This window comes from Stenotrophomonas sp. a6, assembly GCF_030913325.1.
GTDB classification, from domain to species: domain Bacteria; phylum Pseudomonadota; class Gammaproteobacteria; order Xanthomonadales; family Xanthomonadaceae; genus Stenotrophomonas; species Stenotrophomonas maltophilia.
In genome coordinates this window covers 3,067,669-3,094,450 of sequence record NZ_CP133161.1, presented here as the reverse complement: position 1 = coordinate 3,094,450, position 26,782 = coordinate 3,067,669, and the positions used below count along the sequence as shown (strand labels likewise).

The window sequence follows — 26,782 nt, the reverse complement described above, 5'->3', positions numbered from 1 at the left end:
GCATGGCACATCACCACGAATCCAAGGGTCCGGTCGGCCCCGCGCCGCTGCCGCACCAGGTGGTCTATACCACCCTGCATTACGACACCCCGTGGTCGTACGAAAGCTACCTGAAGACCGGTGGCTACGCCGCCCTGCGCAAGATCCTCGAAGAGAAGATCCCGCCGGAGCAGGTCATCGAGATGGTCAAGGCCTCGGGCCTGCGCGGCCGCGGTGGCGCAGGCTTCCCGACCGGCCTGAAGTGGTCCTTCATGCCCAAGGGCAACATGCAGAAGTACATCCTCTGCAACTCGGACGAATCCGAGCCGGGCACCTGCAAGGACCGCGACATCCTGCGCTACAACCCGCATTCGGTGGTGGAAGGCATGGCGATCGCCTGCTACGCCACCGGTTCGACCGTGGGTTACAACTACCTGCGCGGTGAGTTCCACCACGAGCCGTTCGAGCACTTCGAGCAGGCCCTGGCCGACGCCTATGCGAACGGCTGGCTGGGCAAGAACATCCTCGGCAGCGGCGTGGACATCGACATCTACGGCGCGCTGGGCGCCGGCGCGTACATCTGCGGCGAAGAAACCGCGCTGATGGAATCGCTGGAGGGCAAGAAGGGCCAGCCGCGCTACAAGCCGCCGTTCCCGGCCAATTTCGGCCTGTATGGCAAGCCGTCGACGATCAACAACACCGAAACCTATGGTTCGGTGCCGGCGATCATCCGCAACGGTCCGGAGTGGTTCAAGGGCCTGAGCCTGACCGCCAACGGCGGTCCGAAGTGCTTCTCGGTGTCCGGCTGCGTGCAGAATGGCGGCAACTTCGAAGTGCCGCTCGGCACCAAATTCCACGACCTGCTGGAAATGGCCGGTGGCCTGCGTCCGGGCCGCACGCTGAAGGGCGCGATCCCGGGCGGCGTGTCGATGCCGGTGCTGACCGCGGCCGAGCTGAAGGACCTGCCGATGGACTACGACACCATCCGCGCGCTGGGCTCCGGCCTGGGTTCGGGCGCGATCGTGGTGCTCGACGACAGCGTCTGCTGCGTCAAGTTCGCCTGCCGCATCAGCCAGTTCTTCCACAAGGAATCCTGTGGCCAGTGCACCCCGTGCCGTGAGGGCACCGGCTGGATGCACCGCGTGCTGGAGCGCATCGTCGCCGGCAAGGCCACGATGGAAGACCTGCACCAGCTGAAGGCGGTGGCCGGCCAGATCGAAGGCCACACCATCTGTGCGTTCGGTGAAGCGGCTGCATGGCCCATCCAGGGCTTCCTGCGCCAGTTCTGGGACGAATTCGAGTACTACATCGTCAACGGTCATTCGATGGTTGACGGCAAGAAGGTGGAGGCAGCCGCCGCATGAGCGCGCAACCCGTAAACCCGAACGTGCCACCGGATCACGTGACCATCGAAATCGATGGCAAGTCCCTGGTCGTGCCCAAGGGTTCGATGATCATCCAGGCGGCCGACAAGGCCGGCATTTCGATTCCGCGCTTCTGCTACCACGAGAAGCTGCCGATCGCCGCCAACTGCCGCATGTGCCTGGTGGACGTGGAAAAGTCGCCGAAGCCGGCGCCGGCCTGCGCCACTCCGGTGATGGATGGCATGAAGGTCGCCACCCGCAGCGAGAAGGCACTGAAGTTCCAGCGCTCGGTGATGGAGTTCCTGCTCATCAACCACCCCCTCGACTGCCCGATCTGCGATCAGGGCGGCGAGTGCGAGCTGCAGGACGTGTCGCTGGGCTATGGCCGTTCGGTCAGCCGCTTCAACGAGCGCAAGCGCGTGGTGCCGGATGAGGACATGGGCCCGCTGGTCGCCACCGAGATGACCCGCTGCATCCAGTGCACCCGCTGCGTCCGCTTCACCGCCGACGTCGCCGGTACCTACGAACTGGGTGGCATGTACCGCGGTGAGAACCTGCAGATCGGTACCTTCGACGGCAAGCCGCTGACCACCGAACTGTCCGGCAACGTCGTCGACGTCTGCCCGGTCGGCGCACTGACCAACAAGGTGTTCCAGTTCCGCGCCCGCCCGTGGGAACTGACCGCGCGCGAGTCGCTGGGTTACCACGACGCGATGGGTTCGAACCTGTTCCTGCACGTGCGTCGCGGCGAAGTGCTGCGCACCGTGCCGCGCGACAACGAAGCGGTGAACGAGTGCTGGCTGTCCGACCGTGACCGCTACTCGCACCAGGGCCTGTACAGCGAAGACCGTGCGGTCAAGCCGCTGCGCAAGGTCAATGGCGAGTGGAAGGAAGTGAGCTGGACCGAAGGCCTGGCTGCTGCCGCCGAGATCCTCAAGGCCAACCAGGGCGACAACCTGGGCGTGCTGGTGCACCCGTCCACCTCGAACGAGGAGGGCGCGCTGCTGGCCCGCCTGGCCAAGGGCCTGGGCTCGAGCAACATCGACCACCGCATCAACAACCGCGATTTCTCCGACGCCGCAACCGCCGAAGTGTTCGGCCTGCCGCTGGCCGAGATCGAAGGCGCCGACCGCATCGTCGTTCTGGGCAGCAACATCCGCCACGAACTGCCGCTGCTGCACGCCCGCCTGCGCAAGGCGCAGACCACCAAGGGCGCGAAGATCCACGTCGTCAATCCGGTGGACTTCGACTTCGCTTTCAGCATCGCCGGCAAGCAGATCGTCGCGCCGTCGAAGTTCGTCGACGCGCTGGCCAGCGCCGAGCTGCGTTCGGCCGTGCAGGGCGGCAACAACACCGTGCTGATCGTTGGTGGCATCGCCGAGAACCACCCGCAGGCTGCCGCCATCCGCGCCGCCGCGCGTGACTTCGCCGCCGCCACCGGTGCCAAGCTGTGCCGCATCCCGCAGGGCGCCAACGCCGTGGGCCTGACCCGCGCTGGCGTGCTGCCGGCCGGCAAGGACGTCGCCGCGATGCTGGCGCAGCCGCGCCAGGCCTACGTGGTGTACGGCCTGGAGCCGGGCCTGGATTTCGCCGATGCACCTGCCGCGCGCAAGGCGCTGGCCGGTGCCCAGGTGGTGGCCTTCAGCCAGTTCGCCTGTGCCTCGACCCGCGACGTCGCCGACGTGATCCTGCCGATCGGTGCGCTGCCGGAAATCGACGCCACCCTGACCAACCTCGATGGTCGCGAGCAGTCGGCCCGTGCCGGCGGCAAGCTGCCGGGCGAGGCCCGTGAAGGGTGGCGCGTGCTGCGCGCACTGGGCGGCGACATGGCGCTGGCCGGTTTCGACTTCACCGACCTGGCCGGCCTGCGTGCCAGCCTGGCCCCAGTGTCGGTCACCGTTGCCGCTTCGGCGCAGCCGGTGGTTGCCGGCGAAGGCCTGGAAGTGGCTTCGACCGCCGCGATCTACCGCACCGATGCGGTGGTCCGTCGCGCCCCGGCGCTGCAGTCGCATCCGCTCAACAACGCCCCGCGCATCGTGCTGAACGCTGAAGATGCCGCTCGCCTGCAGCTGCAGGAAGGGCAGATGGCCAAGGTCGGCACCGATGCCGGCAAGGCCACCCTGCCGGTGGTGGTCGACGCCCGCGTCGCTGCGGGTTCGGTCTGGATTGAATCGGGCCACGGCGCGACCGCGCCGCTGGGTGCCGCTCGCGTAACGGTGGTGGCTGCATGAACGAATTGCTGTTGAACGCGGTCGACCCGCTGCACCAGTGGCTGCTGGGCCTCGGTGACATCGGCGCGCTGATCTGGATCATCCTGAAGATCCTGGTGATCACCGTTCCGGTGATCATCTCGGTGGCCTTCTACGTGGTCTGGGAACGCAAGCTGATCGGCTGGATGCACGTCCGCCACGGCCCGATGTACGTGGGCATGGGCATCTTCCAGGCCTTCGCCGACGTCTTCAAGCTGCTGTTCAAGGAAGTGGTCCAGCCGAGCAGCGCCAACAAGGCGATCTACCTGCTGGCACCGCTGATCACCCTGGCCCCGGCCTTCGCGGCCTGGTCGGTGGTCCCCTTCGATTCGCAGATCGTGCTGTCCAATGCCAACGCCGGCCTGCTGTACCTGCTGGCGATGACCTCGCTGGGCATCTACGGCATCATCCTGGCCGGTTGGGCGTCCAACTCGAAGTACGCGTTCCTGGGTGCCATGCGCGCCTCGGCGCAGATGATCAGCTACGAAATCGCCATGGGCTTCGCCCTGGTCGGCGTGATGATCGCCGCTGGCAGCCTGAACCTGAGCAATATCGTGATGGCGCAGGCCGGCAGCTCCGGCTTCTTCGACTGGTTCCTGCTGCCGCTGTTCCCGCTGTTCGTCATCTACTGGGTGTCGGGCGTGGCTGAAACCAACCGCGCGCCGTTCGACGTGGTGGAAGGCGAATCGGAAATCGTCGCCGGCCACATGGTCGAATACTCCGGCGGTGCCTTCGCGCTGTTCTTCCTGGCCGAATACGCGAACATGATCCTGATCAGCTTCCTGATCTCGATCTTCTTCCTCGGCGGCTGGCTGAGCCCGGTCCAGGGCTGGGTCAACTTCGGCGATGTCTCGCCGCTGGTCGACTGGATCTGGAAGGGCGGTGCACCGTGGCTGTTCGTCAAGGTGTTCTTCTTCGCCAGTGCCTACATCTGGTTCCGTGCCAGCTTCCCGCGCTTCCGCTACGACCAGATCATGCGCCTGGGCTGGAAGGTCTTCATCCCGCTGGCCATTCTGTGGATCGCGGTTACCGCCGTCATGGTGTTCTTCGGCGTGATTCAAAAGGGCGTCTAAAGTGATGAACAGGATTACCCATTACTTCAAGAGCCTGCTGCTGCTCGAACTGCTGGCGGGCCTCTGGCTGACGCTGAAGTACAGCTTCAAGCCGAAGTACACGATGATGTACCCGATGGAGAAGTTCCCGCAGTCGCCGCGCTTCCGTGGCCTGCACGCGCTGCGCCGTTACCCCAACGGCGAAGAGCGCTGCATTGCCTGCAAGCTGTGCGAAGCGGTGTGCCCGGCCCTGGCCATCACCATCGACTCGGCCAAGCGCGAGGACGGCACCCGCCGCACCACCCGCTACGACATCGACCTGTTCAAGTGCATCTTCTGCGGCTTCTGCGAAGAAAGCTGCCCGGTGGACTCGATCGTCGAAACCCACATCCTCGAGTACCACTTCGAGAACCGTGGCGAAAACATCGTTACCAAGCCGCAGCTGCTGGCCCTTGGCGATCGTCTCGAAAACGAGATCGCCGAGCGTCGTGCCGCCGATGCCGCTTACCGCTGAGGTCGAGAGATGGATTGGGTAAATATCGCTTTCTGGGTGTTCGCCATCGCGGCAACGGTTTCGGCCGGTGCGGTGATCAGCGTGCGCAACCCGGTGCATGCAGTGCTGTGCCTGGTGCTGACCTTCTTCTCCATTGCCTGCGTGTGGCTGCTGGTGGGCGCCGAGTTCCTCGGCGTGGCGCTGGTGCTGGTCTACGTCGGCGCGGTGATGGTGCTGTTCCTGTTCGTGGTGATGATGCTGGACATCGATCCCACCAAGATGCGTGAGGGCTGGGTGCGCTACCTGCCGGTCGGCCTGATCGTGGCAGTGGCGATGCTGGTGCAGATGCTGATCCTGATCGGCGTGAAGGGCAGGGCGGTCACTCCGTTCCCGGCCGACAACGCCGCTGCGGTCGCTGCCGACAGCTCCAACGTCACCTGGCTGGCGCGCACGCTGTTCACCGAATACCTGCTGCCGTTCGAGTTCGCCGCCGTCATCCTGACAGTGGCCGTGGTCGCCGCCGTGATGCTGACCCTGCGTCGCCGTACCGGCGTGAAGAGCCAGAACCCGGGTGAGCAGACCATGGTCAAGGCCGGCCAGCGCCTGCGCATGGTCAAGATGGGCGCCGAAGTACCGGTCGTGCACAGCAACAGCAAGCCGGCCACCGGCGAGGAGACCCAGCCGTGATTACCCTTGGCCACATGCTTGCGCTTGGCGCGGTGCTGTTCGCCATCAGCCTGGCCGGCATCTTCCTCAACCGGAAGAACGTCATTGTCCTGCTGATGTCGATCGAGCTGATGCTGCTGTCGGTGAACATCAATTTCGTCGGCTTCTCGCGTCAGCTGGGCGATCCGTCCGGCCAGCTGTTCGTGTTCTTCATCCTGACCGTCGCCGCCGCGGAAGCCGCCATCGGCCTGGCGATCCTGGTGACCCTGTTCCGTACCCGCCGCACGATCAATGTCGGCGAAGTCGATTCGTTGAAGGGCTGATCCACAGATGGAAATCACTCTCTCCAAGAGTCTGTTGATCGCAGTGGTGCTTGCACCGCTGTTCGGCAGCATCATCGCCGGCCTGTTCGGTCGCCAGGTCAAGCGCTTCGGCGCGCAGACCATCACCATCCTCGGCGTCGCGGTAGCCTGCGGCCTGTCGATGTACACGTTCTACCAGCTGATGTGGGGCGGCGCGCAGCCGTTCAACCAGAACATCTACACGTTCTTCGAAGTCGGCCAGTATTCGGCGCACGTCGGCTTCATGGTCGACAAGCTGACCGCAATGATGATGGTGGTGGTGACCTTCGTGTCGCTGCTGGTCCACATCTACACGATCGGCTACATGCAGGACGACCCGGGCTACCAGCGGTTCTTCAGCTACATCTCGCTGTTCACCTTCTCGATGCTCACCCTGGTGATGAGCAACAACTTCCTGCAGCTGTTCTTCGGCTGGGAAGCGGTGGGCCTGGTGTCGTACCTGCTGATCGGCTTCTGGTTCAAGCGCCCGACCGCGATCTTCGCCAACATGAAGGCGTTCCTGGTCAACCGCGTCGGTGACTTCGGCTTCCTGCTGGGTATCGCCGGCGTGCTGTGGGTGTTCGGCACCCTGGACTATTCGCAGGTGTTCTCGCAGGCCGGCATGCTGGCTGACCCGCGCGCCCAGCTGCAGATCTGGGACGGCACGCTCCTGGGCATGCAGCTGCTGAACGAGCCGGTGATCTGGTCGATCGCCACCGTCATCTGCGTCTGCCTGTTCATCGGCGCCATGGGCAAGTCGGCCCAGGTCCCGCTGCACGTGTGGCTGCCGGACTCGATGGAAGGCCCGACCCCGATCTCGGCACTGATCCACGCCGCGACGATGGTGACCGCCGGTATCTTCATGGTCACCCGCATGTCGCCGCTGTTCGAGCTGTCGCAGACGGCGCTGAACTTCGTGCTGTTCATCGGTGCCACCACCGCGTTCTTCACCGGCCTGATCGGCATCGTGCAGAACGACATCAAGCGCGTCGTCGCGTACTCCACGCTGTCGCAGCTGGGCTACATGACCGTCGCCCTGGGCGTGTCGGCCTACTCGGCCGCCGTGTTCCACCTGATGACCCACGCCTTCTTCAAGGCCCTGCTGTTCCTGGGCGCCGGCTCGGTCATCATCGCGATGCACCACGAGCAGGACATGCGCAAGATGGGCGGCCTGCGCAAGTACATGCCGATCACCTTCATCACCATGTGGATCGGTACGCTGGCCCTGGTTGGTACGCCGTTCTTCTCCGGCTTCTACTCGAAGGACACCATCATCGAGGCGGCCGAGATCCACGCCCACATGCAGAACAGCTGGGTGGCCACCTATGGCTACTGGGCGGTGCTGGGTGGCGTGCTGGTGACCAGCTTCTACAGCTTCCGCCTGCTGTTCATGACCTTCCACGGCAAGGAGCGTTTCCGCGACGCGCACGACGATCATGGCCACGGCCATGACGATCACCACGCCGCCGATGCCCACCATGGCGATGCCCATGACGACCACGGCCATGGCCACGGTCCGCATGAACCGCATGAAACCCCGTGGGTGGTGACCCTGCCGCTGATCCTGCTGGCCATCCCGTCGATCGCCATCGGTTTCTTCAGCATCGGTCCGATGCTGCACGGCACCGACTGGGCCGGCAACCATGCGCACGAGGCGATCAAGGGCCAGGCGCAGACGTTCTTCACCGGAATCGTCGACTTCTACGATCCGGCCAAGAACACCGTCGCGTTCCTGGGTGAAGAGTTCCATGGCCCGGTCGCGTTCGCGCTGCACGGCATGATGCTGCCGCCGTTCTGGCTGACCCTGGCGGGCTTCCTGCTGGCTGCGCTGTTCTACCTGTGGAAGCCGGACCTCTCGGGCAAGGCACGCAAGACCTTCGCCCCGATCGTTTCGGTGCTGGAAAACAAGTACGGCTTCGACAAGCTGTGGATCGATGGCTTTGCCGGTGGCAGCGTCAAGCTGGGCAAGGTCTCGCGCTGGATCGACAGCAACATCGTCGACGGCGTGGTCAATCTCTCGGCACGTGTTGTGGACGTTGCAGCCGGCGTGCTGCGTCGTACCCAATCCGGTTTCCTCTATCACTACGCCTTCGCGATGATCATCGGCCTGATTGCCCTGCTGGGCGTGCTGATGCATTACCTGCGTTGATGACCTGTACGGAATAAGAAGACGTGTCGAACTGGCCTCTACTCAGTGTCCTCATCTGGCTGCCGATCATCGGTGGCGCCCTGATCCTTGCGATCCGTGATGCACAGACTGCCCGCTGGGCGTCGCTGGGCGTCGCGGTGCTCACCTTCGTTGCAAGCCTCTCGCTGCTGAGCGGCTACAACGCGGGCATCGACGGCCTGCAGTTCGTCGAGACCCATGCCTGGATCCCGGCGTACAAGATCGGCTACAACCTGGGCGTGGACGGCATTGCCGTGGCGCTGATCCTGCTGACCACCCTGGTCAGCGTGCTTGCCCTGATCGGCGCCTGGAGCGCCATCGACAAGCGCGTCAACCAGTACGTGGCGGCCTTCCTGATCCTGGAAGGCGTCACCGTCGGCATCTTCGCCGCGACGGACGCGATGCTGTTCTACGTGTTCTTCGAAGCCATGCTGATCCCGATGTTCCTGATCATCGGTGTCTGGGGTGGCCCGCGCCGCATCTACGCAGCACTGAAGTTCTTCCTGTACACCTTCCTCGGCTCGGTGCTGATGCTGGTGGCGCTGATCTACCTGTACATGAAGGGCGGCAGCTTCCAGCTGGCCGACCTGTACGCGCTGCCGCTGTCGGCCAAGGAACAGACCTGGATCTTCTTCGCCTTCCTGATCGCCTTCGCGGTCAAGGTGCCGATGTTCCCGGTCCACACCTGGCTGCCGGACGCCCACGTGGAAGCGCCGACCGCCGGTTCGGTGATCCTGGCCGCCATCGCCCTGAAGATCGGTGGCTACGGCTTCCTGCGCTTCAACCTGCCGATCGTCCCGGACGCGTCGCAGGAATGGGCCTGGCTGGTGATCGCGCTGTCGCTGATCGCGGTGATCTACGTCGGCCTGGTCGCCCTGGTGCAGGACGACATGAAGAAGCTGATCGCCTATTCGTCGATCGCGCACATGGGCTTCGTCACCCTGGGCACCTTCATCGCCCTGTGGCTGGTGCGTGAAGCCGGCAACGCCGATGCTGCCCGCCTGGGCCTGCAGGGCGCCATGGTGCAGATGATCTCGCACGGCTTCGTGTCCGGTGCGATGTTCTCCTGTGTCGGCGTGCTGTACGACCGCATGCACAGCCGCCGCATCGCCGACTACGGCGGCGTGGTCAACGTGATGCCGTGGTTCGCCACCTTCGCCATGCTGTTCTTCATGGCCAATGCGGGCCTGCCGGGCACCAGCGGTTTCGTCGGCGAGTTCATGGTCATCCTGTCGGCCTTCCAGCGTAATCCGTGGATCGCACTGGGCGCGGCCACCACCCTGATCATCGGCGCCGCCTACACCCTGTGGCTGTACAAGCGCATCTTCTTCGGCGAAGTGGCCAACAGCCACGTGGCCGAACTGAAGGACATCAACGGCCGCGAATGGCTGGTGCTGGGCGTGTTCGCCATCGGCGTGCTGGCCCTGGGCATCTACCCCAAGCCGCTGACCGACCTGATGGAGCCCTCGATCGCGAAGCTGGCGATGCAGATCGCATCCAGCAAGCTGCTGTAATTCCAGGATTTGATGATGACCACCTCGCCGCTGCTGCCATTGACCGCCGCTGACCTGCCACCGCTCGCTCCCGAGCTGGTGCTGATCGGCAGCGCCTTCGCCCTGATGATCCTCGACCTGTTCGTCAGCAACCGGAACAAGATCGTCACCCACCTGTTCTCGCTCGCTGCGCTGGCCGTGGTGCTGTTCATGCTGGCCACCGGCGTGGGCGGGCAGGGCGAGGTCTTCCATGGCATGTTCGTGCGCGATACCGCCGCGGACGTGATGAAGACCGGGATCGTGCTGCTCAGCGGCCTGACCCTGGTCTACGGCTGGCGCTACCTGCGTGACCGCAACCTGTTCCAGGGCGAGATCCCGGTGCTGATCCTGTTCGGCACCGCCGGCATGATGATTCTGGTCTCGGCCGGCAGCCTGCTGATGGTCTACCTGGGCCTGGAACTGCTGGCGCTGTGCTCCTACGCACTGGTTGCCAGCAACCGTGAGAACGGTCTGGCCTCGGAAGCGGCGATGAAGTACATCGTGCTGGGTTCGCTGGCCTCGGGCCTGCTGCTGTACGGCATGTCGCTGATCTACGGCGCCACCGGCGGCCTGCACCTGGACGTCATCCGTGACGCCATCCCGCACTCGGAAGAGCGCGTGCTGCTGATCACCGGTGCGGTGTTCATGATCGCCGGCGTCGCCTTCAAGCTGGGCGCCGCACCGTTCCACATGTGGCTGCCGGACGTGTACCAGGGTGCCCCGGCACCGATCGCACTGTTCATCAGCTCGGCGCCGAAGCTGGCCGCCTTCGGCATGGCCTACCGCCTGCTGGAAATGGGCGTGGGTCCGCTGTCGACTGAACTGCAGCTGCTGATCGCCGGCCTGGCCGCGGTTTCGCTGGTCATCGGCAACCTGATGGCCATCGCGCAGAGCAACCTCAAGCGCATGCTGGCGTTCTCCACCGTCTCGCATATCGGCTTCCTGCTGATGGGCGTCGCCGGTGGTGGCGCGCAGGGCTATGCCGCCGCGCTGTTCTACGCACTGGCCTACGCCATCATGTCCACCGCCGCCTTCGGCGCGATCATCGCGCTGTCGCGTGCCGGTTTCGAAGCCGAGAACATCGAGGACTTCAAGGGCCTCAATGCCCGCAACCCGTGGATGGCCGGCCTGGTGCTGTGCATCATGGCGTCGCTGGCCGGCATTCCGCCGTTCCTGGGCTTCTGGACCAAGCTGGCGGTGCTGGGCGCGGCCGTCAACGGGGGCCTGCTGTGGCTGGCCATCCTCGGCGTGCTGTGTGCCGTGGTCGGCTGCTTCTACTACCTGCGCGTCATCAAGGTCATGTACTTCGATGAGCCGGTGGGCGAGGCCATGCCGCGCAGCAACGACCGCGTGCTGGGCCTGGTGCTGGGCGTGAACGCGCTGGCGCTGCTGGCGCTGGGCCTGGCCTGGAACCCGATCATGGTCTGGTGCCAGCAGGCATTTGCGCATCTTGCATAAAAGTTGACACAAAGCTGCGCGATTCGTGTAATATGCGCAGCCTGAGTTGTTACTGCAGCGGTTCAGCCAGAACATCGTTGCGGTAGCCCTCCTCGAAAGAGAGCAGGGCAGCAGTTCAAACACTTCCGGTGCGGGGTGGAGCAGTCTGGCAGCTCGTCGGGCTCATAACCCGAAGGTCGCAGGTTCAAATCCTGCCCCCGCTACCAACTTCAGATCGGCGCCAACCGGTTTGATGAACGAGGGAAAGCTTGCATTTTTTGGAGCCAACGCTCATAATTCCGCTTCTGATGCGGGGTGGAGCAGTCTGGCAGCTCGTCGGGCTCATAACCCGAAGGTCGCAGGTTCAAATCCTGCCCCCGCTACCAAGTAAAGAGATCGCCTTCGAAGTCCTGCTTCGAAGGCGTTTTTCTTTGGGTGGCTGCGTCGTTTCTGCGTGATCGGGGTCAGATCCCTTTTCCGCGGGAAAGGGATCTGACCCCAGGTCCGCACCTTGCACCAGCGCGGTGCAGCCGCTATCATCAGCGGCCTAGCAGTACCCCTGAAGGCGGCCTCCCGGCGGGAGTGCGGACCCGGAAGGAGGGCCGCAACCGGCAGGCACTGCAGGTTGCAACCGGAATCCAGTCACCGGAGTCTTTCCGGAAAAGGGGCCCAGCGGGCCCTTTGTCGTTTCCGGGGCGTCATGTTTTCACGCCGGCCAAGGCCGGCACCCAACCAAGAGATCAAGGCAGGCTGTGAGCGACAAGGCAACCGACATCGCGAATCTGCTCGCCCCGACCGTTGTGTCGCTGGGCCTGGAGCTGCTGGGCGTTGAGTATCTGCCGGCCCCCGGCGGTGCGACCCTGCGCCTTTACATCGACGTGCCGCTGGCTGAACAGCCCGAGCGCATCATCAATGTCGACGACTGCGAGCGGGTCAGCCGCGAAGTGTCGGCGCAGCTGGACGTCGAGGACCCGATCAGCGGCAATTACACGCTGGAAGTGTCCTCGCCGGGCGTGGATCGCCCGCTGTTCAACCTGGAGCAGTTCGCTCGCCACCAGGGTGAATCGGCCAAGGTCACGCTGAAGCTGCCGCAGGACAATCGCCGTCGCCTGCAGGGCCGTATCGAAGCGACCGACGAGGCCGCAGGCACCATCACCTTCATCGTCGACAAGACCGAAGTGGTGGTGTCGGCCGACAACATCGACAAGGCACGGATCATGCCCGACTGGGTGGCGCTGGGGCTGGCCCCGAGCAAGCCGACCGGTCCGGCGCCGAAGCGTCCGAAGCCGAACACGAATTCTTCTTCCAACGAGCCGGCGGCAAAGAAGCCGCGCGCGGAGTGAGCCAATGAGCAAGGAACTGTTGCTGGTAGTCGACGCGGTCGCCAACGAGAAGGGCGTGCCGCGTGAAGTGATCTTCGATGCCATCGAGGCCGCCCTGGCCTCGGCAGCGAAGAAGCGCTATCCCGACGAGGAAGTGCTGACCCGCGTGGTCATCGACCACAAGGATGGCAGCTACGAAACCTTCCGCCGCTGGGAAGTGGTGGCCGACGACGTGGTCATGGAATCGCCGGACCGCCAGATCCGCCTGATGGACGCCGTCGACGAGGCCGAAGGCGTGGACGTCGGCGACTACATCGAAGAGCAGATCGAGAACCCGGACTTCGGCCGCATCGCCGCCCAGGCCGCCAAGCAGGTCATCGTCCAGCGCGTGCGCGAAGCCGAGCGCCAGCAGGTCGTGGATGCGTGGAAGGATCGCGTCGGCGAACTGATCACCGGTGTGGTCAAGCGCGCCGAGCGCGGCAACATCTATGTCGACCTCGGTGGCAATGCCGAAGGCTTCATTCCGAAGGACAAGGGCATTCCGCGCGACGTGCTGCGCGCCGGTGACCGCGTGCGCGGCTACCTGGCCGAAGTCCGTTCGGAACCCCGTGGCCCGCAGCTGTTCATCAGCCGCGCCGCCCCGGAATTCATGATCGAGCTGTTCAAGCTGGAAGTGCCGGAAGTCGGCCAGGGCCTGGTGGAAATCAAGGCCTGCGCCCGTGATCCGGGCGACCGCGCCAAGATCGCCGTGCTCGCCCACGACCAGCGTACCGATCCGATCGGTGCCTGCATCGGCATGCGCGGTTCGCGCGTGCAGGCCGTGTCCAACGAGCTCAATGGCGAGCGCGTGGACATCGTGCTGTGGAACGACAACCCGGCCAACTTCGTCATCAACGCGATGGCGCCGGCCGAAGTGCAGTCGATCATCGTCGATGAAGACAAGCACTCGATGGACCTGGCCGTTGCCGAAGACCGCCTGGCCCAGGCGATCGGCAAGGGCGGCCAGAACGTGCGCCTGGCCAGCCGCCTGACCGGCTGGCAGCTCAACGTGATGACCCAGGACCAGGTCACCGCCAAGTCGGAGGCCGAGCAGGCTTCGGCCCGCCAGCTGTTCATGGACAAGCTGGAAGTGGACGAGGAAATCGCCGGCATCCTGGTCAGCGAAGGCTTCGGCACCGTCGAGGAAATCGCATATGTCCCGGTCGGCGAACTGCTGGCCGTGGAAGGTTTCGACGAAGACATCGTCGAAGAGCTGCGCGCTCGTGCCCGCGATGCGCTGCTCAATGAGGCCCTGGCAGTCGAAGAAGGCCTTGAAGACGGCCAGCCGGCGCAGGACCTGCTGTCCCTGAAGGGCATGGACGAAGCCACCGCATATGCGCTGGCCGGCCACGGCGTGCGTACCAGCGAGGACCTGTCCGACCTGGCCGCCGACGAGGTCATGGACTTTGGCATCGAAGGACTGGATCAGGCGCGCGCCGCTGCGCTGATCCTGGCCGCCCGTGCCGAAGAGATCGCCCGACTGGAACGCGGCGAATGAGCCGGCAATGAACAGGGCCCTGAGCCGCTCAGGGCGTAGAATCCGCGCCACCTCCAGATGCGGGGGGGCGCCCACAAGATCATAGGATCCGAATGTCGCAGCAAACCACCATCCGCAAGCTTGCCGAACTGGTCAACACGCCGGTCGAAAAACTGCTGGAACAGCTGGCCGGTGCCGGCATGAAGTTCAGCGGTCCCGACCAGGTCGTGACCAGCTCCGAGAAGGTGAAGCTCCTGGGCTTCCTTCGTCGTTCGCACGGCAAGCCCGAGCAGGCCCCGGAAGAGAGCGATCAGTCTGCAAAGAAGATCACGCTCAACCGCCGGAAGCAGCAGGAAGTGACGGTCAATTCCGGTCGCAGCAAGACGACCGTGAATGTCGAGGTGCGCCAGAAGCGCACCTACGTCAAGGATGGTGCGCGCGCCATGACGCCGGACGAAGAGCGCGCCGACATCCTGCGCAAGCTGGAAGAGTCGCGCGCCCGCAACCTCGCCGAACAGCAGGCCCTGGCCGAGAAGGATCGTCTGCGCGACGAAGCCATCGTCCGTGCCCGTGAGGAAGAGATTGCGGCCAAGGAACGCGCAGAGGCCGAGAAGAAGGCTGCCGAGGAAGCTGCGGCCGCCGCCAAGGCTGCCGAGGCACTGGCGGCCGCCAAGCCCAAGCGCGCTCCGATCGATGAAACCGCGCCGCGTCCGCCGCGCACGCCGGCCGCCGCTCCGGCTGCGCCGCGCAGTGCGCCGCCGCCGCCGCGCAACGACGACCGCAACAACCGCAGCGCGCCGCGCAACGAGCGTGGCCCGGGCGACCGTTTCGCCGGCCAGATGCACCTGTCGGCTGCCGACCGTGCGCGTCGTGGCAACAGCAACAACAGCAACACCCGTGGTCGGCCGGGCGGCCGTAACCAGGCCGGTGGCCGTCGCGACATGTCGCGCGGTGGCAACAATGCCGGCCCGCACGCCTTCGAGCGTCCGACCGCACCGGTGGTGCGTGAAGTGGCGATCGGCGACACGATCACCGTGGCCGACCTGGCGCAGAAGCTCGCGCTGAAGGGCGGCGAGGTGGTCAAGGCGCTGTTCAAGATGGGCGTGATGGCCACCATCACCCAGTCCATCGACCACGACACCGCCGCGCTGGTGACCGAAGAACTCGGCCACAAGGCGATCCGTGCCAACGACAACGACGCCGAGGACGCACTGCTGGCCTCGACCGGTGAAAACCAGGGCGAAGCCACCCAGCGTCCGCCGGTGGTCACCATCATGGGCCACGTCGACCACGGCAAGACCTCGCTGCTGGATTACATCCGCCGCACCAAGGTCGCCACCGGCGAAGCCGGCGGCATCACCCAGCACATCGGTGCCTACCACGTGGATACGCCGAAGGGCGTGATCAGCTTCCTGGATACCCCGGGCCATGCTGCCTTCACCTCGATGCGTGCCCGCGGCGCCAAGCTGACCGATATCGTGGTGCTGGTCGTGGCCGCCGATGACGGCGTCATGCCGCAGACCAAGGAAGCGATCCAGCACGCCCGTTCGGCGGGTGTGCCGCTGATCGTGGCGATCAACAAGATCGACAAGTCCGACGCCGACCCGATGCGGGTCAAGAACGAACTGCTGTCCGAGCAGGTCGTGGCCGAAGATTTCGGTGGTGACACCCAGATGGTGGAGATCTCGGCCAAGACCGGCCTGGGCATCGACGACCTGCTGGACGCCATCTCGATCCAGGCCGAACTGCTGGAACTGAAGGCCGTCGACGAAGGCCGCGCCTCGGGCGTGGTGATCGAATCGTCGCTGGACAAGGGCCGCGGCCCGGTCGCTACCGTGCTGGTGCAGCAGGGCCGCCTGAAGAAGGGCGACTACCTGGTGTGCGGCATCCAGTACGGCCGCGTGCGTGCGCTGTTCGACGAAACCGGCAAGCAGCCGGAATTCGCCGGCCCGTCCATCCCGGTGCAGGTCCTGGGCCTGTCCGGCGTGCCGGAAGCCGGTGACGACTTCGTGGTGGTCGAGGACGAGCGCCTGGCCAAGGACGTTGCCCAGCAGCGTGAGACCAAGCGCCGTGAATCGCGCCTGGTCGCCACCGCCGGCAGCCGCATGGAAGACATCATGGCGACCCTGGGCAAGGGCGAGGGCCAGCAGGTCCTCAACCTGGTCATCAAGGCCGACGTGCAGGGTTCGGTGCAGGCCCTCAGCCAGGCGCTGGTGGCACTGTCCAACGAAGACATCCGCATCAACGTGATCCACTCCGGCGTGGGCGGCATCACCGAATCGGACGCCAACTCGGCGGCCGCTTCGAAGGCCACCGTCATCGGCTTCAACGTGCGTGCGGATGCTTCGGCCCGTCGCATCATCGAATCCAACGGCGTGGACCTGCGCTACTTCTCGATCATCTATGACGTGATCGATCAGGTGAAGCAGGTGGCCTCCGGTCTGCTGGGCGTGGAGATCCGCGAAGAGATCATCGGTATCGCCGAGGTCCGCGACGTGTTCCGCAGCTCCAAGCTGGGCGCCGTTGCCGGCTCGATGGTCATCGAGGGCGTGGTCAGGCGCAACAAGCCGATCCGCGTGCTGCGCGACAGCGTGGTGATCTTCGAGGGCGAGCTGGAATCGCTGCGTCGCTTCAAGGAGAACGTCGAGGAAGTCCGCAACGGTACCGAGTGCGGTATCGCGGTGAAGGCCTACAACGACGTCAAGCCGGGTGACCAGATCGAGTGCTTCGAGCGTATCGAAGTGCCGCGCACCCTGTAATGCTGCAAGGTGGCCCGACCAACGGTCGGGCCCCACCATGGACCTGTAGCGCCCGACGGTTGGTCGGGCGACAATCGAATCAAAGGTAGCGCCCGACCGTTGGTCGGGCGACAACTGAACGAAGAGCTCCTCGTGCCCAAGACTTTCCATCGAACCGACCGTGTCTCCGCCCAGCTGCGCCGTGAACTCGGCACCCTGGTGCACAACGCCGTGCGCGAGCACGGGTTGCCCTCGGTGAGCGTGTCCGACGTGGAAATCACCCGCGACATGGCCCATGCCAAGGTGTTCGTCACCGCGCTGATGCCGGAACGTTCGGCCGAAGCCGTGGCCGGCCTGAAGGAGCTGGGCTACCGCCTGCGCATGGACCTGGCACGCGCGATGAAGCTGCGCCACGTGCCGGAGCTGCATTTCCACTACGACGACTCGGTCGACCGTGGTGAGCACATCGACAACATCCTGCGCGACCTGCCCGATACGCTGGCCGCGGAGAAGCGTCGCGAGAGCGACGAAGAATAACCGCGTGGCGCCGGGCATGCCCGGCGTTGTTGCATTCCGGCTGCGCGATGTCTGATGCAGACCGCGCTGCGGCAGTCGAGCATGGCTCGACCCTACAAAATTCTGCCATGACCCGAATTCAGTTCCGCCGCCTGGATGGCATCCTGCTGCTCGACAAGTCGACCGGCATGAGTTCCAACGCCGCCCTGCAGGTAGCCCGCCGCCTGTTCCGCGCCGAGAAAGGGGGGCACACCGGCAGCCTTGACCCGCTGGCCACCGGCCTGCTGCCGCTGTGCTTCGGCGAGGCAACCAAGATCGCCGGCCTGCTGCTCGGCTCGGCCAAGGCCTACGACGCCGAGATCGTGCTGGGCCAGACCACCGATACCGACGATGCCGAAGGCCAGGTGCTGCTGCAGCGCCCGGTGCCGGCCATCAGTGCCGAAGCGCTGCAGGCCGCACTGGCGGCGCTGACCGGCAACATCCGCCAGCGTGCCCCGATCTATTCGGCGCTGAAGCAGGGCGGTGAGCCGCTGTATGTGAAGGCCCGCCGCGGCGATGTCATCGAAGCGCCCGAACGCGAGGTGCAGGTACACGCCATCGAGGTGCTGGAGCAGCAGCCGGAACGGTTGCGGCTGCGCGTGACCTGCGGCTCCGGCACCTACATCCGCAGCCTGGCCCGCGACCTGGGCGAGGCGCTGGGCTGTGGTGCCCACATCAGCGCACTGCGTCGGCTCTGGGTCGAGCCGTTCCGTGAGCCGGTGATGGTCACCCTGGACCAGTTGCGGGCGATGGTCGAGGCGGGTGACGAGGCGGGCATGGACGCGCTGCTGCTGCCGCTGGCGGCCGGCCTGGCCGAGTACCCGCGGGTCGACCTGGATGCCGACCAGGCCCACCGCTTCTGCGTCGGCCAGCGCCAGCGCGATCTGTCCTGGCCGCGTGGCCTGGTGGCGGTGTTTGGTCCGGACGACGCTGTCCAGGGCCTGGGCCAGGTCGACGAAAGCGGCCTGCTGGCCCCGCAGCGTCGTTTCAACCTCTGACCGGGCCCGGGCGGTTCAGCCCCGGTCCTTGTCCCGGAAGCCCCCGACCGTTACAATTTCGCGGCCGTTTTCCGGCAGCCTGCCTGGCGCAGGTTTCATCCTCGTAGTCCACGGCGAGCCTGGCGGTGCGCGAAGCGCGTTCCTGCCGGCCACGCATCACAGAGAAAAAGAAATGTCGATCGACACCCAGAAGGTCATTGAAGACAACAAGCGCAGCTCGGCTGACACCGGCTCCCCGGAAGTCCAGGTTGCGCTGCTGACCGCCCGCATCGAACTGCTGACCGGCCACTTCAAGACCCACAAGAAGGACCACCACAGCCGCCGCGGCCTGCTGCAGATGGTCAACCGCCGTCGCAGCCTGCTCGACTACCTGAAGAAGAAGGACGTCGAGCGCTACAAGGCCCTGATCGAGAAGCTTGGCCTGCGTCGCTAAGCAACGAATCCCCCGCGGCGCAGCGATGCGCCGCGGTTTTGTTTTGTAGTACCGCAATCCCCGATTCAGGCCGGAACGATCCGGCCACCCGCTGGCGGCAAGGGTCGCCGACGGTCCAAATTCGCAGACAGCATCCCCAAGGACACCCTCCGTGGCAAAAATCACCAAAACCTTCCAGTACGGCAAGCACACCGTCACGCTTGAGACCGGCGAAGTCGCCCGTCAGGCCAGCGGCGCCGTCATCGTCAAGATGGACGACACCGTACTGCTGGTCACCGCCGTCGCCGCCAAGAGCGCGCGCGAAGGCCAGGACTTCTTCCCGCTGACCGTCGATTATCAGGAAAAGTTCTACGCCGGCGGCCGTATCCCGGGTGGTTTCTTCAAGCGTGAAGGCCGTGCGACCGAGAAGGAAACCCTGATCTCGCGTCTGATCGACCGTCCGATCCGTCCGCTGTTCCCGGAAGACTACAAGAACGAAGTGCAGATCATCGCCACGGTCATGTCGTTGAACCCGGACGTGGACGGCGACATCCCGGCCCTGATCGGTGCCTCGGCTGCCCTGGCCCTGGCCGGCACCCCGTTCATGGGTCCGATCGGCGCTGCCAAGGTCGGTTACAAGAACGGCGAGTACATCCTGAACCCGACCGTCAGCGAACTGGCTGACTCGCAGCTGGAACTGGTCGTCGCCGGTACCTCCAACGCCGTGCTGATGGTTGAATCCGAAGCCGCGCTGCTGTCCGAAGAAGTGATGCTGGGCGCTGTGACCTTCGGTCACCGCGAAATGCAGAAGGTCATCAACGCGATCAACGAGCTGACCGTCGAAGCCGGCACCAAGCCGTCGACCTGGGAAGCCCCGGCCAAGAACGACGCGCTGATCTCCGCCCTGAAGGAAGCCATCGGCCCGCGCCTGGGCGAAGCCTTCCAGGTGCGTGACAAGCTGCAGCGCCGCGACGCCATCTCGGCAATCAAGAAGGACGTGTTCGAAACCCTGGCTGGCCGCGTGGCCGCCGAAGGCTGGAACCCGGCCGAGCTGTCGAAGGAATTCGGCGAGCTGGAATACCGCACCATGCGTGACTCGGTGCTGGACACCAAGGTCCGTATCGACGGCCGTGCGCTGGACACCGTCCGCCCGATCGCCGTGAAGACCGGCGTGCTGCCGCGTACCCACGGTTCCTCGCTGTTCACCCGTGGCGAAACCCAGGCCATCGTGACCATCACCCTGGGCACCGCCCGTGACGGTCAGGTCATCGACGCCGTTGCCGGTGAGTACAAGGAAAACTTCCTGTTCCACTACAACTTCCCCCCGTTCTCGGTGGGTGAGTGCGGCCGCATGATGGGCCCGAAGCGCCGCGAAATCGGCCACGGTCGCCTGGCCAAGCGCGGCGTGCTGGCTGTCATGCCGTCGCTGGAAGCCTTCCCGTACACCATCCGCGTCGTCTCGGAAATCACCGAGTCGAACGGTTCCTCGTCGATGGCCTCGGTCTGCGGCTCGTCGCTGGCCCTGATGGACGCCGGCGTGCCGGTGAAGGCTCCGGTGGCCGGTATCGCCATGGGCCTGGTCAAGGAAGGCGAGCGCTTCGTCGTCCTGTCCGACATCCTGGGTGACGAAGATCACCTGGGCGACATGGACTTCAAGGTCGCCGGTACCGCTGAGGGCATTTCCGCCCTGCAGATGGACATCAAGATCGAAGGCATCACCGAAGAGATCATGAAGCAGGCCCTGCAGCAGGCGAAGGCTGGCCGTCTGCACATCCTGGGCGAAATGGCCCACGGCCTGACCGCTCCGCGTGAAGAGCTGTCGGACTACGCGCCGCGCCTGCTGACCATCAAGATCCACCCGGACAAGATCCGCGAAGTGATCGGCAAGGGTGGTTCGACCATCCAGGCCATCACCAAGGAAACCGGCACCCAGATCGACATCCAGGACGACGGCACCATCGTCATCGCTTCGGTCAACGCCATCGCTGCGCAGGCCGCCAAGGCCCGCATCGAGCAGATCACCTCGGACGTCGAACCGGGCCGCATCTATGAAGGCAAGGTCGCCAAGATCATGGACTTCGGTGCGTTCGTCACCATCCTGCCGGGCAAGGACGGTCTGGTCCACGTGTCGCAGATCTCCAGCGATCGCGTCGAGAAGGTCGGCGACGTGCTGAAGGAAGGCGATGTGGTCAAGGTCAAGGTGCTGGAAGTCGACAAGCAGGGCCGTATCCGCCTGTCGATGAAGGCCGTGGAAGAAGGCGACGCCGCCAGCGCCGAATAATCGGTATTGCTGATTGTGCGGTGGGTGAGGACCGTTGGTCCTCACGCTTTCGCAAATGAAAAAGCGGGCTTCGGCCCGCTTTTTCTTTGCCTGGAATCCTGTGGATGAGGACCGTTGGTCCTTGCACTTACGCGCCTTCTTCGTCCTCCCCCAGCCACCAGACCTGGCCTGGCTCCGGGGCGCTCATCGGGTGCTCGCGCTGTTCGATGGCCTCCAGCACCCGGCTGGGGGCTGCAGCGCCCCACACCGCCATGAGCTTTTCCACCGCAGCCCGGCCCTGTGCGGCCACGCCGAGGTCACGTTCGCGTCTCCATTGGTCTTCATCTGGCGCCTCATCACCATGCTGGTGCGGCGTGCCGTAGCTGCAGCGGCGGCACAGCCGGCGCACGGTGGCCGTCCAGTCCTCGACCATGCCGATGCCTGGCAGCGTGATGGCCTCCAGGGCAGCGATGTCATCGGCCGAATCACACTGCACGAACACGGTGAAGGTCGTCATGTCCGATGCCTGCAGGCGCTGTATCGCGTTGAACACCGGCACCTGGCGCTCGCCGTAGGTGCGATGGCCGGTTGATGCGCCGTCGTGCAGCACGATGTCGCCGAAGCGGAAGCCGCTTTCGGGCAGCGGTACGTTGTCGATGCGTGCACGCACCGGATCAATGCGGCTCATATACACCACTTCGGCATCGGACCACGGTGCCAAGCGCACACAGGCCACGCCGAAGTTGCCCTCGATCGGACCTTCGCCCTCGGGCAGGGTGATGCCACAGCGGGCCCATTGGCGGCGCGCTTCGGCCCAGTCACCGGCGCCGGTGGCGGCGATACCGGCATTCCACGCGGTGGCTTCATCGAACTCGCCGCGCAGCTGTTCTGATTGCCGGTTGTCCTGCAGCGAGGCAGCCCAGTCGCGCAGGTATTTGTGCGCCAATCCGCGCATGTAATGCAGATACGGCACTTCGGGAGCGAGTGCGATCAGCTCGCCGAACAGAGCCACTGCCTGCTGCAGGTCGCCCTCGCGGAAAACGGCGTAGGCGCGTGCCTCCAGTGCCTGGTGTTCGTCGAGGATTTCGTCGTCCAGCAGGTCGCCGTCGTCAATGTCGTTGTGGTCGGTGCTCATGTCCATGCACGGTTGGAGGTCCGCGGCTACCTTAGCCGATGCATGGGAGACCGGCGTCGGTGTGTGTCCTGCTGCAGTGCATGACGGCAATCGCATGTCTGCCCCGATGTCGTCAAGGGATGCGGCGTGCCTGTCCACTGGACGACATGCCGCGACAACCGTCCCACAGCCCCATCCGTTTGCTAACGTGGCTGCGCCTTCGAACCGGGAGATCCCATGTTCCGCCAGACCGTGGCTGTCCTTGCCGTGCTGATTGCCGGTGCCTTGCCCATTGCCGTGCATGCGGCGCCCGCGCAGCCACCGATCTTCGGTGCCTACTACCCCGGTGGTTCGGCCGAGCGCTACCCGGTGTCGAGCATTCCGGCCGAGCGCCTCACCCATCTGTTCTACGCGTTCTCCACCATCGAGGACGGGCGCTGCACGATCGGTGCCGAAGCGCCGAAGAATTTCGCGGCGCTGGCCGAGCTGAAGAAGGCGCACCCGCATCTGCGCACGCTGATCTCAATTGGCGGATGGGGCGCAGGTGGGTTCTCCGATGCAGCGCTGACCGAGGCCAGCCGCAAGCGCCTGGTCGACTCGTGCATGGCACTGTTCTTCGATCGCCATGCCGGCAGCTTCGATGGCGTGGATATCGACTGGGAATTTCCTGTCAGTGGCGGCCCGAAGGAGCTGGCGCACCGCCCGCAGGATCGCGCCAATCTGACCAGGCTCGCGCAGGCGTTCCGCGTGGCACTCGACGCGCACGGGCGCAAGGAGCGACAGCCGATGCTGCTGACCGCCGCACTGGCCGCCGGTCGCCTGCAGACCGATGGCCCCTACGATCCGGCCGCCAGCTACGACCTGCCGGCGTTGGCCAAGGTGTTCGATTTCATCAACCTGATGAGCTACGACATGGGCACCGGTTTCTCTGCGGTGTCGACCTTCAATGCGCCGCTGCATGAAGTGCCGGCCGATCCGCTGGCCCCGGAGCTGCGGCGCTGGAACAACGTGGCCGGCGCGGTGCAGTACTACCGCGAGCACGGCGTGCCGGCCGAGAAGCTGGTGCTGGGCGTACCGTTCTACGGGCGCGGCTTCAAGGTCACCGGCGATGCAGCGGATGGTCTGTACCAGTCCTACAGTGCGCCGGCCGATGCCGGCGACTGGCGGGTGATCAAGGCGCGCTATCTCGATCAGCCGGGTTGGACGAAACACTGGCAGCCGCAGGCGCAGAGCCCGTGGCTGTACAACGCCGGGCAGAAGATCTTCATCAGCTATGAAGACCCGCGCTCGATCGGCCTGCGTGCGCAGTTCGCCCGCGAGCAGGGCCTGGCCGGGGTGTTCATGTGGGAGCTGACCGGCGACGACGAACAGGCCAGCCTGCTCAACGCCATGCTGGGCCCCTGGCAGAAGGCGCGCATCGGCGATTGAGCTGCATCAGGCGATGCCCGGCGCAATGCCGCAACGCCATCGGCCCAACCCCGCACAGCATGGCCACGCCCGCAGCGTTACGCTGCGGGCATGATCCATCTCGAACGCCTGGACCATCTGGTCCTCACCGTCGCCGACATCGACCGCAGCTGTGATTTCTACCAGCGCGTGCTCGGCATGCAGGTCGTGCGCTTCGGCGCGGGTCGTACCGCGTTGCAGTTCGGCCAGCAGAAGATCAATCTGCATGCGGCCAGTGCCCCGCTGCAGCCGCATGCGCTGCGGCCCACGCCGGGCAGTGCCGACCTGTGCCTGGTCACGCGCATGGCGACAGTCGATGTGCTGTCCCACCTGCAGGCGCAGTCCGTTGCAGTGGAGGAGGGGCCGGTTGCGCGCACCGGTGCGCTGGGGCCGATCGAATCGGTGTATTTCCGCGACCCGGATGGCAACCTGATCGAAGTGAGTCGTTACCCCGGCGAGGCATGATCCTGCTCGGGTAGCGTCGAGCTTGCTCGACGGTGCTTGGCGCGAAATCAACAGCTGTCGAGCAAGCTCGACGCTACAGGGGGCGTTGCGCGCAATGGCAGGTAGCGCCGGGCCATGCCCGGCGAAGGCTCAGTTGGCCCAGACGCTGTTCGGATCGCCGTTGCGGGCGCGGCGTTGACTGGCCACTGCCAGGCGGGCGAAGCCGAAGGCCATGGCCAGCGCGATGGCATCGACCCAGAACAGCGGCCAGTGGCCACGCGCGGCCGCACGCCACAGCCAGTCACCATTGAGTGCGCCGTGCAGCACCGGTACCAGCGCGGTACTGATCGCCGCCGCCCACAGCAACTCGCGTGCGGCCTGCGCCGGGCGTCGCAGCGCGGCCCACAGCGCACAGGCCGCCCAACTGCCGAAGCAGGCCCAGCGGATGCCGCGATCGACCGCCGTCGGCGCCAGCCGCTCCAGCACCAGCGCGGTGACGAACGCGACCGAGATCGCCACGCACAGGCCGATGCACACGCCGACCGTCGCCCGCGCCATGTTCACCCCGGCGCGCGGCTGCTGCGGCTGGCGACGCTTGCGCCGCGACTCGATCCACAGCAGGTTGCCCGAATAGAACAGGAACGCACCGCCAAGGCCGAGCAGGAAGTACAGCCAGACCACCACGCCGTTGCCGAATTCGCCGAAGTGCAGCGCGTAGGCGGCGCTGAGCGTGGCGTGGTTGGCGTCGCGCTGGCCCGGCAGCTGCGAGGCCAGAACGTCGCCGGTGGCCACGTCCAGCGCCACCGCGCCAAGCGGGCCGAGCGTACCGGTGGATTCGCCGGTGATCTCGATGGTGGCGTTGGTGTCGCCCGCGTTGGCCAGCTTCAGGTAGGCCGGCTCGAAGCTGGTCACGCCCTGTGCGCGGGCGACTTCAAGCGCGCGCGCCTGCAGCACGCGCAGGCTGCCCGGCGGCGAGGGGATGCCGGTCGCTTCACGCACCGGTGCGGTGTCCATCGCTGTTGGCACGGCCTGCAGGGCCTTGCCGTCGAAGATCAGGGGGTTGAGCAGGGCCATCTGCACGAACACCAGGCAGAGCAGGGCGCCGGTCACCGCGAACATCAGGTGGAAGGGCAGGCTCAGTACGCCGATCACGTTGTGCGCGTCCTGCCACAGCTGTTTCAGGTTGCGCCCCGGACGCAGCGCGAACAGGTCGCCGAGCAGCTTCGGCAGATGGATCACCAGGCCGCTGAGCAGCGCCATGCCGTACAGCAGGCTGACAATGCCCATCACGTAGATGCCGGCCACGGGCAGGCCCAGGCTGTAGTGCAGCTCGTTGACCAGCTCGGCCAGCCCGGTCTGCGGCGGCGTCGGGCTGCCGCCAATCTGCCCCGGCCAGGCATAACGCCAGCTGCCATCATCGGCCTGCCAGTACGCAAGTGGCTGCGGGTGGTCGGCGCCGGGGAAGGTCATGCCGACGTGGCGGCGGGCTTCCGGGTGTGTCGCCAGTACGTCTTCCAGCAGGTACTGCGCATCGTCCAGCCCGGCTGGCAGTGCGGTGGCCGCGCCCGGGGTCTGCCACAGCGGCAGGTCGTGATGGAACAGGGTCAGCGCACCGGCGTAGAAGGCCACGAACAGGCCGAACCCGGCGACCAGGCCGACCCAGGTGTGCAGGGTGGTGAACGTGCGCAGCGTCTGCGAACTGAACTTCATGGGAGAGGTCTCATTGCACCGCGCCGGTCAGGCGCAGCAGCCCGAGCACGGCGAAGCCGGCGGCGGCGCTGCCGCCCAGCACGAGCCAGGCACGCAGCGCGCTGCGGAAACTGAACGCCCACAGGGCGGCCAGCATCCACAGCGGGATGAAAGCGATCAGGGTCGGCACCAGCGCCCGCTGCCAGGGGCCGGGCGGCAGCCATGCCAGCAGGCCGGTCGCGGCCGCGGCCAGGAAGAAGCCGGCGACGATGCCGGCGAAGGCGCGCGGCCACATCAGGGCGACTCCGTGCCCGGGCGATGCCAGGCGGCCAGTGCCGGCAGCAGCATCGCCGCCAGCATCCAGGTGCACAGCATGGCCACCAGGCCGGCGGCAAAGCCGAGCTCGGCCATCCACAGCCACAGCGCGGCGGCGGCCGCGACCAGGCCGATCTGGCGGCCCAGGCGGCCGGCGCGGCGCAGGCGCGGCCAGCGGCAATGCGGCGAAGCGGCATAGAAGGCCAGCGCGGAGAACATCGCCGCCAGCATGCCCAGGCTGCAGAAGCCCAGGGTGGAAAGGCCGACGGTGATCATTGCGGGCGGCCGCCGTGGCAGCGGGCCAGCGAACGCGGGGCACGGGCGGGGCCGGCGGGAGCCGGTCGGAGCGGGTGGCGCATCACGAGGTCCTGGGGGGAAGCGGGCAGGCTGGCACGGGGCGGGCTGCGCGGACATGGTAATCATTGCGTTTTCACGCCGCCAGCGAGGGCCATTCAGCGTACCGTACGGTAGCCCTTGGGCTTTCCGGTGCGCTGGTTTAAGATCATCACACTCCCTGACTGGAACAAGGTGGCCCGCGCCCAGCGCCGGCCGAGCGTGCGACATGAGCACTACCACCGCCCACTGTTGACCTGCCCCCGAAGGCCCTGTGTCCCTGGCGCCCTCGTGGCGCTTTTTTATTGCCCGGGCGCCGCCCCGGGAGCGCTTTCCAGCCCGCCCAGCGGGCCCCGCACG

Annotated in this window: 22 protein-coding genes and 2 tRNA genes; 20 read left to right on the top strand and 4 right to left on the bottom strand. The window is 65.7% G+C overall.

Annotation, left to right across the window (positions count from 1 at the left end; translation table 11 throughout):
• Positions 1-2 precede the first annotated feature (2 nt).
• From nuoF to pnp, 18 genes are all read left to right on the top strand, one after another.
• Positions 3-1,343: an NADH-quinone oxidoreductase subunit NuoF gene (nuoF, locus tag Q9Q79_RS14350; protein WP_010486436.1), complete on the top strand. Its 1,341-nt coding sequence runs from the start codon at positions 3-5 to the stop codon at positions 1,341-1,343.
• Positions 1,340-3,574: an NADH-quinone oxidoreductase subunit NuoG gene (gene nuoG / locus Q9Q79_RS14345; RefSeq protein WP_043035584.1), complete on the top strand. Its 2,235-nt coding sequence runs from the start codon at positions 1,340-1,342 to the stop codon at positions 3,572-3,574. Before nuoF ends, nuoG begins: the two co-directional genes overlap by 4 nt.
• A complete protein-coding gene (gene nuoH / locus Q9Q79_RS14340; RefSeq protein ID WP_005410457.1) occupies positions 3,571-4,665 on the top strand; it encodes an NADH-quinone oxidoreductase subunit NuoH in 1,095 nt (364 codons plus the stop codon). The genes nuoG and nuoH overlap by 4 nt, the downstream gene beginning before the upstream one ends.
• Before the next feature lie 4 nt (positions 4,666-4,669).
• Positions 4,670-5,158 (top strand): NADH-quinone oxidoreductase subunit NuoI, encoded by a 489-nt coding sequence (gene nuoI / locus Q9Q79_RS14335; RefSeq protein WP_005410456.1) that lies wholly within the window; start codon positions 4,670-4,672, stop codon positions 5,156-5,158.
• A gap of 9 nt (positions 5,159-5,167) precedes the next feature.
• Positions 5,168-5,824, top strand: coding sequence for an NADH-quinone oxidoreductase subunit J (locus Q9Q79_RS14330; RefSeq protein WP_088429422.1), 657 nt, complete (start codon positions 5,168-5,170; stop codon positions 5,822-5,824).
• A complete protein-coding gene (gene nuoK, locus Q9Q79_RS14325) occupies positions 5,821-6,126 on the top strand; it encodes an NADH-quinone oxidoreductase subunit NuoK (protein ID WP_005410454.1) in 306 nt (101 codons plus the stop codon). Before Q9Q79_RS14330 ends, nuoK begins: the two co-directional genes overlap by 4 nt.
• Positions 6,127-6,133: 7 nt before the next feature.
• Positions 6,134-8,293, top strand: a complete 2,160-nt coding sequence (nuoL, locus tag Q9Q79_RS14320; RefSeq protein ID WP_201861786.1) for an NADH-quinone oxidoreductase subunit L — start codon at positions 6,134-6,136, stop codon at positions 8,291-8,293.
• A gap of 23 nt (positions 8,294-8,316) precedes the next feature.
• Positions 8,317-9,825: an NADH-quinone oxidoreductase subunit M gene (locus Q9Q79_RS14315; protein ID WP_005410452.1), complete on the top strand. Its 1,509-nt coding sequence runs from the start codon at positions 8,317-8,319 to the stop codon at positions 9,823-9,825.
• A 15-nt stretch (positions 9,826-9,840) separates the two neighbouring features.
• Positions 9,841-11,301 (top strand): NADH-quinone oxidoreductase subunit NuoN, encoded by a 1,461-nt coding sequence (gene nuoN, locus Q9Q79_RS14310; protein ID WP_201861780.1) that lies wholly within the window; start codon positions 9,841-9,843, stop codon positions 11,299-11,301.
• A 129-nt stretch (positions 11,302-11,430) separates the two neighbouring features.
• A tRNA-Met gene (locus Q9Q79_RS14305) sits at positions 11,431-11,507 on the top strand.
• 82 nt (positions 11,508-11,589) lie between these two features.
• Positions 11,590-11,666 (top strand) — tRNA-Met (locus tag Q9Q79_RS14300).
• 366 nt (positions 11,667-12,032) lie between these two features.
• Complete coding sequence (rimP, locus tag Q9Q79_RS14295) at positions 12,033-12,623, top strand: ribosome maturation factor RimP (RefSeq protein ID WP_005410450.1); 591 nt, start codon at positions 12,033-12,035, stop codon at positions 12,621-12,623.
• Positions 12,624-12,627: 4 nt separating this feature from the next.
• On the top strand, positions 12,628-14,139 hold the full coding sequence (nusA, locus tag Q9Q79_RS14290) for a transcription termination factor NusA (RefSeq protein WP_005410449.1): 1,512 nt from the start codon (positions 12,628-12,630) through the stop codon (positions 14,137-14,139).
• Positions 14,140-14,231: 92 nt separating this feature from the next.
• A complete protein-coding gene (gene infB / locus Q9Q79_RS14285) occupies positions 14,232-16,877 on the top strand; it encodes a translation initiation factor IF-2 (protein WP_012480878.1) in 2,646 nt (881 codons plus the stop codon).
• 132 nt (positions 16,878-17,009) lie between these two features.
• The gene (rbfA, locus tag Q9Q79_RS14280; protein WP_005410447.1) at positions 17,010-17,393 is read left to right on the top strand and encodes a 30S ribosome-binding factor RbfA; all 384 of its coding nucleotides are present in this window, start codon (positions 17,010-17,012) and stop codon (positions 17,391-17,393) included.
• Between the two features lie 107 nt (positions 17,394-17,500).
• Entirely contained in the window at positions 17,501-18,409 is a 909-nt protein-coding gene (gene truB / locus Q9Q79_RS14275) for a tRNA pseudouridine(55) synthase TruB (protein WP_005410446.1), read from the top strand.
• 172 nt (positions 18,410-18,581) lie between these two features.
• On the top strand, positions 18,582-18,842 hold the full coding sequence (gene rpsO / locus Q9Q79_RS14270; protein WP_005410445.1) for a 30S ribosomal protein S15: 261 nt from the start codon (positions 18,582-18,584) through the stop codon (positions 18,840-18,842).
• Positions 18,843-18,993: 151 nt separating this feature from the next.
• A complete protein-coding gene (pnp, locus tag Q9Q79_RS14265) occupies positions 18,994-21,102 on the top strand; it encodes a polyribonucleotide nucleotidyltransferase (RefSeq protein WP_005410444.1) in 2,109 nt (702 codons plus the stop codon).
• Positions 21,103-21,229: 127 nt separating this feature from the next.
• On the opposite strand, the gene Q9Q79_RS14260 is transcribed toward pnp, so the two are convergent.
• Positions 21,230-22,216 (bottom strand): hypothetical protein, encoded by a 987-nt coding sequence (locus tag Q9Q79_RS14260; RefSeq protein ID WP_223846433.1) that lies wholly within the window; start codon positions 22,214-22,216, stop codon positions 21,230-21,232.
• Positions 22,217-22,432: 216 nt separating this feature from the next.
• On the opposite strand from Q9Q79_RS14260, the gene Q9Q79_RS14255 reads away from it, so the two are divergent.
• Positions 22,433-23,623 (top strand): glycoside hydrolase family 18 protein, encoded by a 1,191-nt coding sequence (locus tag Q9Q79_RS14255; RefSeq protein ID WP_012480874.1) that lies wholly within the window; start codon positions 22,433-22,435, stop codon positions 23,621-23,623.
• A gap of 90 nt (positions 23,624-23,713) precedes the next feature.
• Positions 23,714-24,106, top strand: a complete 393-nt coding sequence (locus tag Q9Q79_RS14250; RefSeq protein ID WP_005410442.1) for a VOC family protein — start codon at positions 23,714-23,716, stop codon at positions 24,104-24,106.
• Positions 24,107-24,235: 129 nt separating this feature from the next.
• Here the strand turns inward: Q9Q79_RS14250 and Q9Q79_RS14245 are convergent, their stop codons facing one another.
• Genes Q9Q79_RS14245 through Q9Q79_RS14235 form a run of 3 tightly spaced genes read right to left on the bottom strand, consistent with a single transcriptional unit; the run spans position 24,236 to position 26,365 of the window.
• The gene (locus Q9Q79_RS14245) at positions 24,236-25,795 is read right to left on the bottom strand and encodes a PepSY-associated TM helix domain-containing protein (protein ID WP_201864044.1); all 1,560 of its coding nucleotides are present in this window, start codon (positions 25,793-25,795) and stop codon (positions 24,236-24,238) included.
• A gap of 10 nt (positions 25,796-25,805) precedes the next feature.
• A complete protein-coding gene (locus Q9Q79_RS14240; protein ID WP_043401932.1) occupies positions 25,806-26,069 on the bottom strand; it encodes a hypothetical protein in 264 nt (87 codons plus the stop codon).
• Positions 26,069-26,365, bottom strand: coding sequence for a hypothetical protein (locus tag Q9Q79_RS14235; RefSeq protein WP_005410439.1), 297 nt, complete (start codon positions 26,363-26,365; stop codon positions 26,069-26,071). Before Q9Q79_RS14235 ends, Q9Q79_RS14240 begins: the two co-directional genes overlap by 1 nt.
• Between the last annotated feature and the right edge of the window lie 417 nt (positions 26,366-26,782).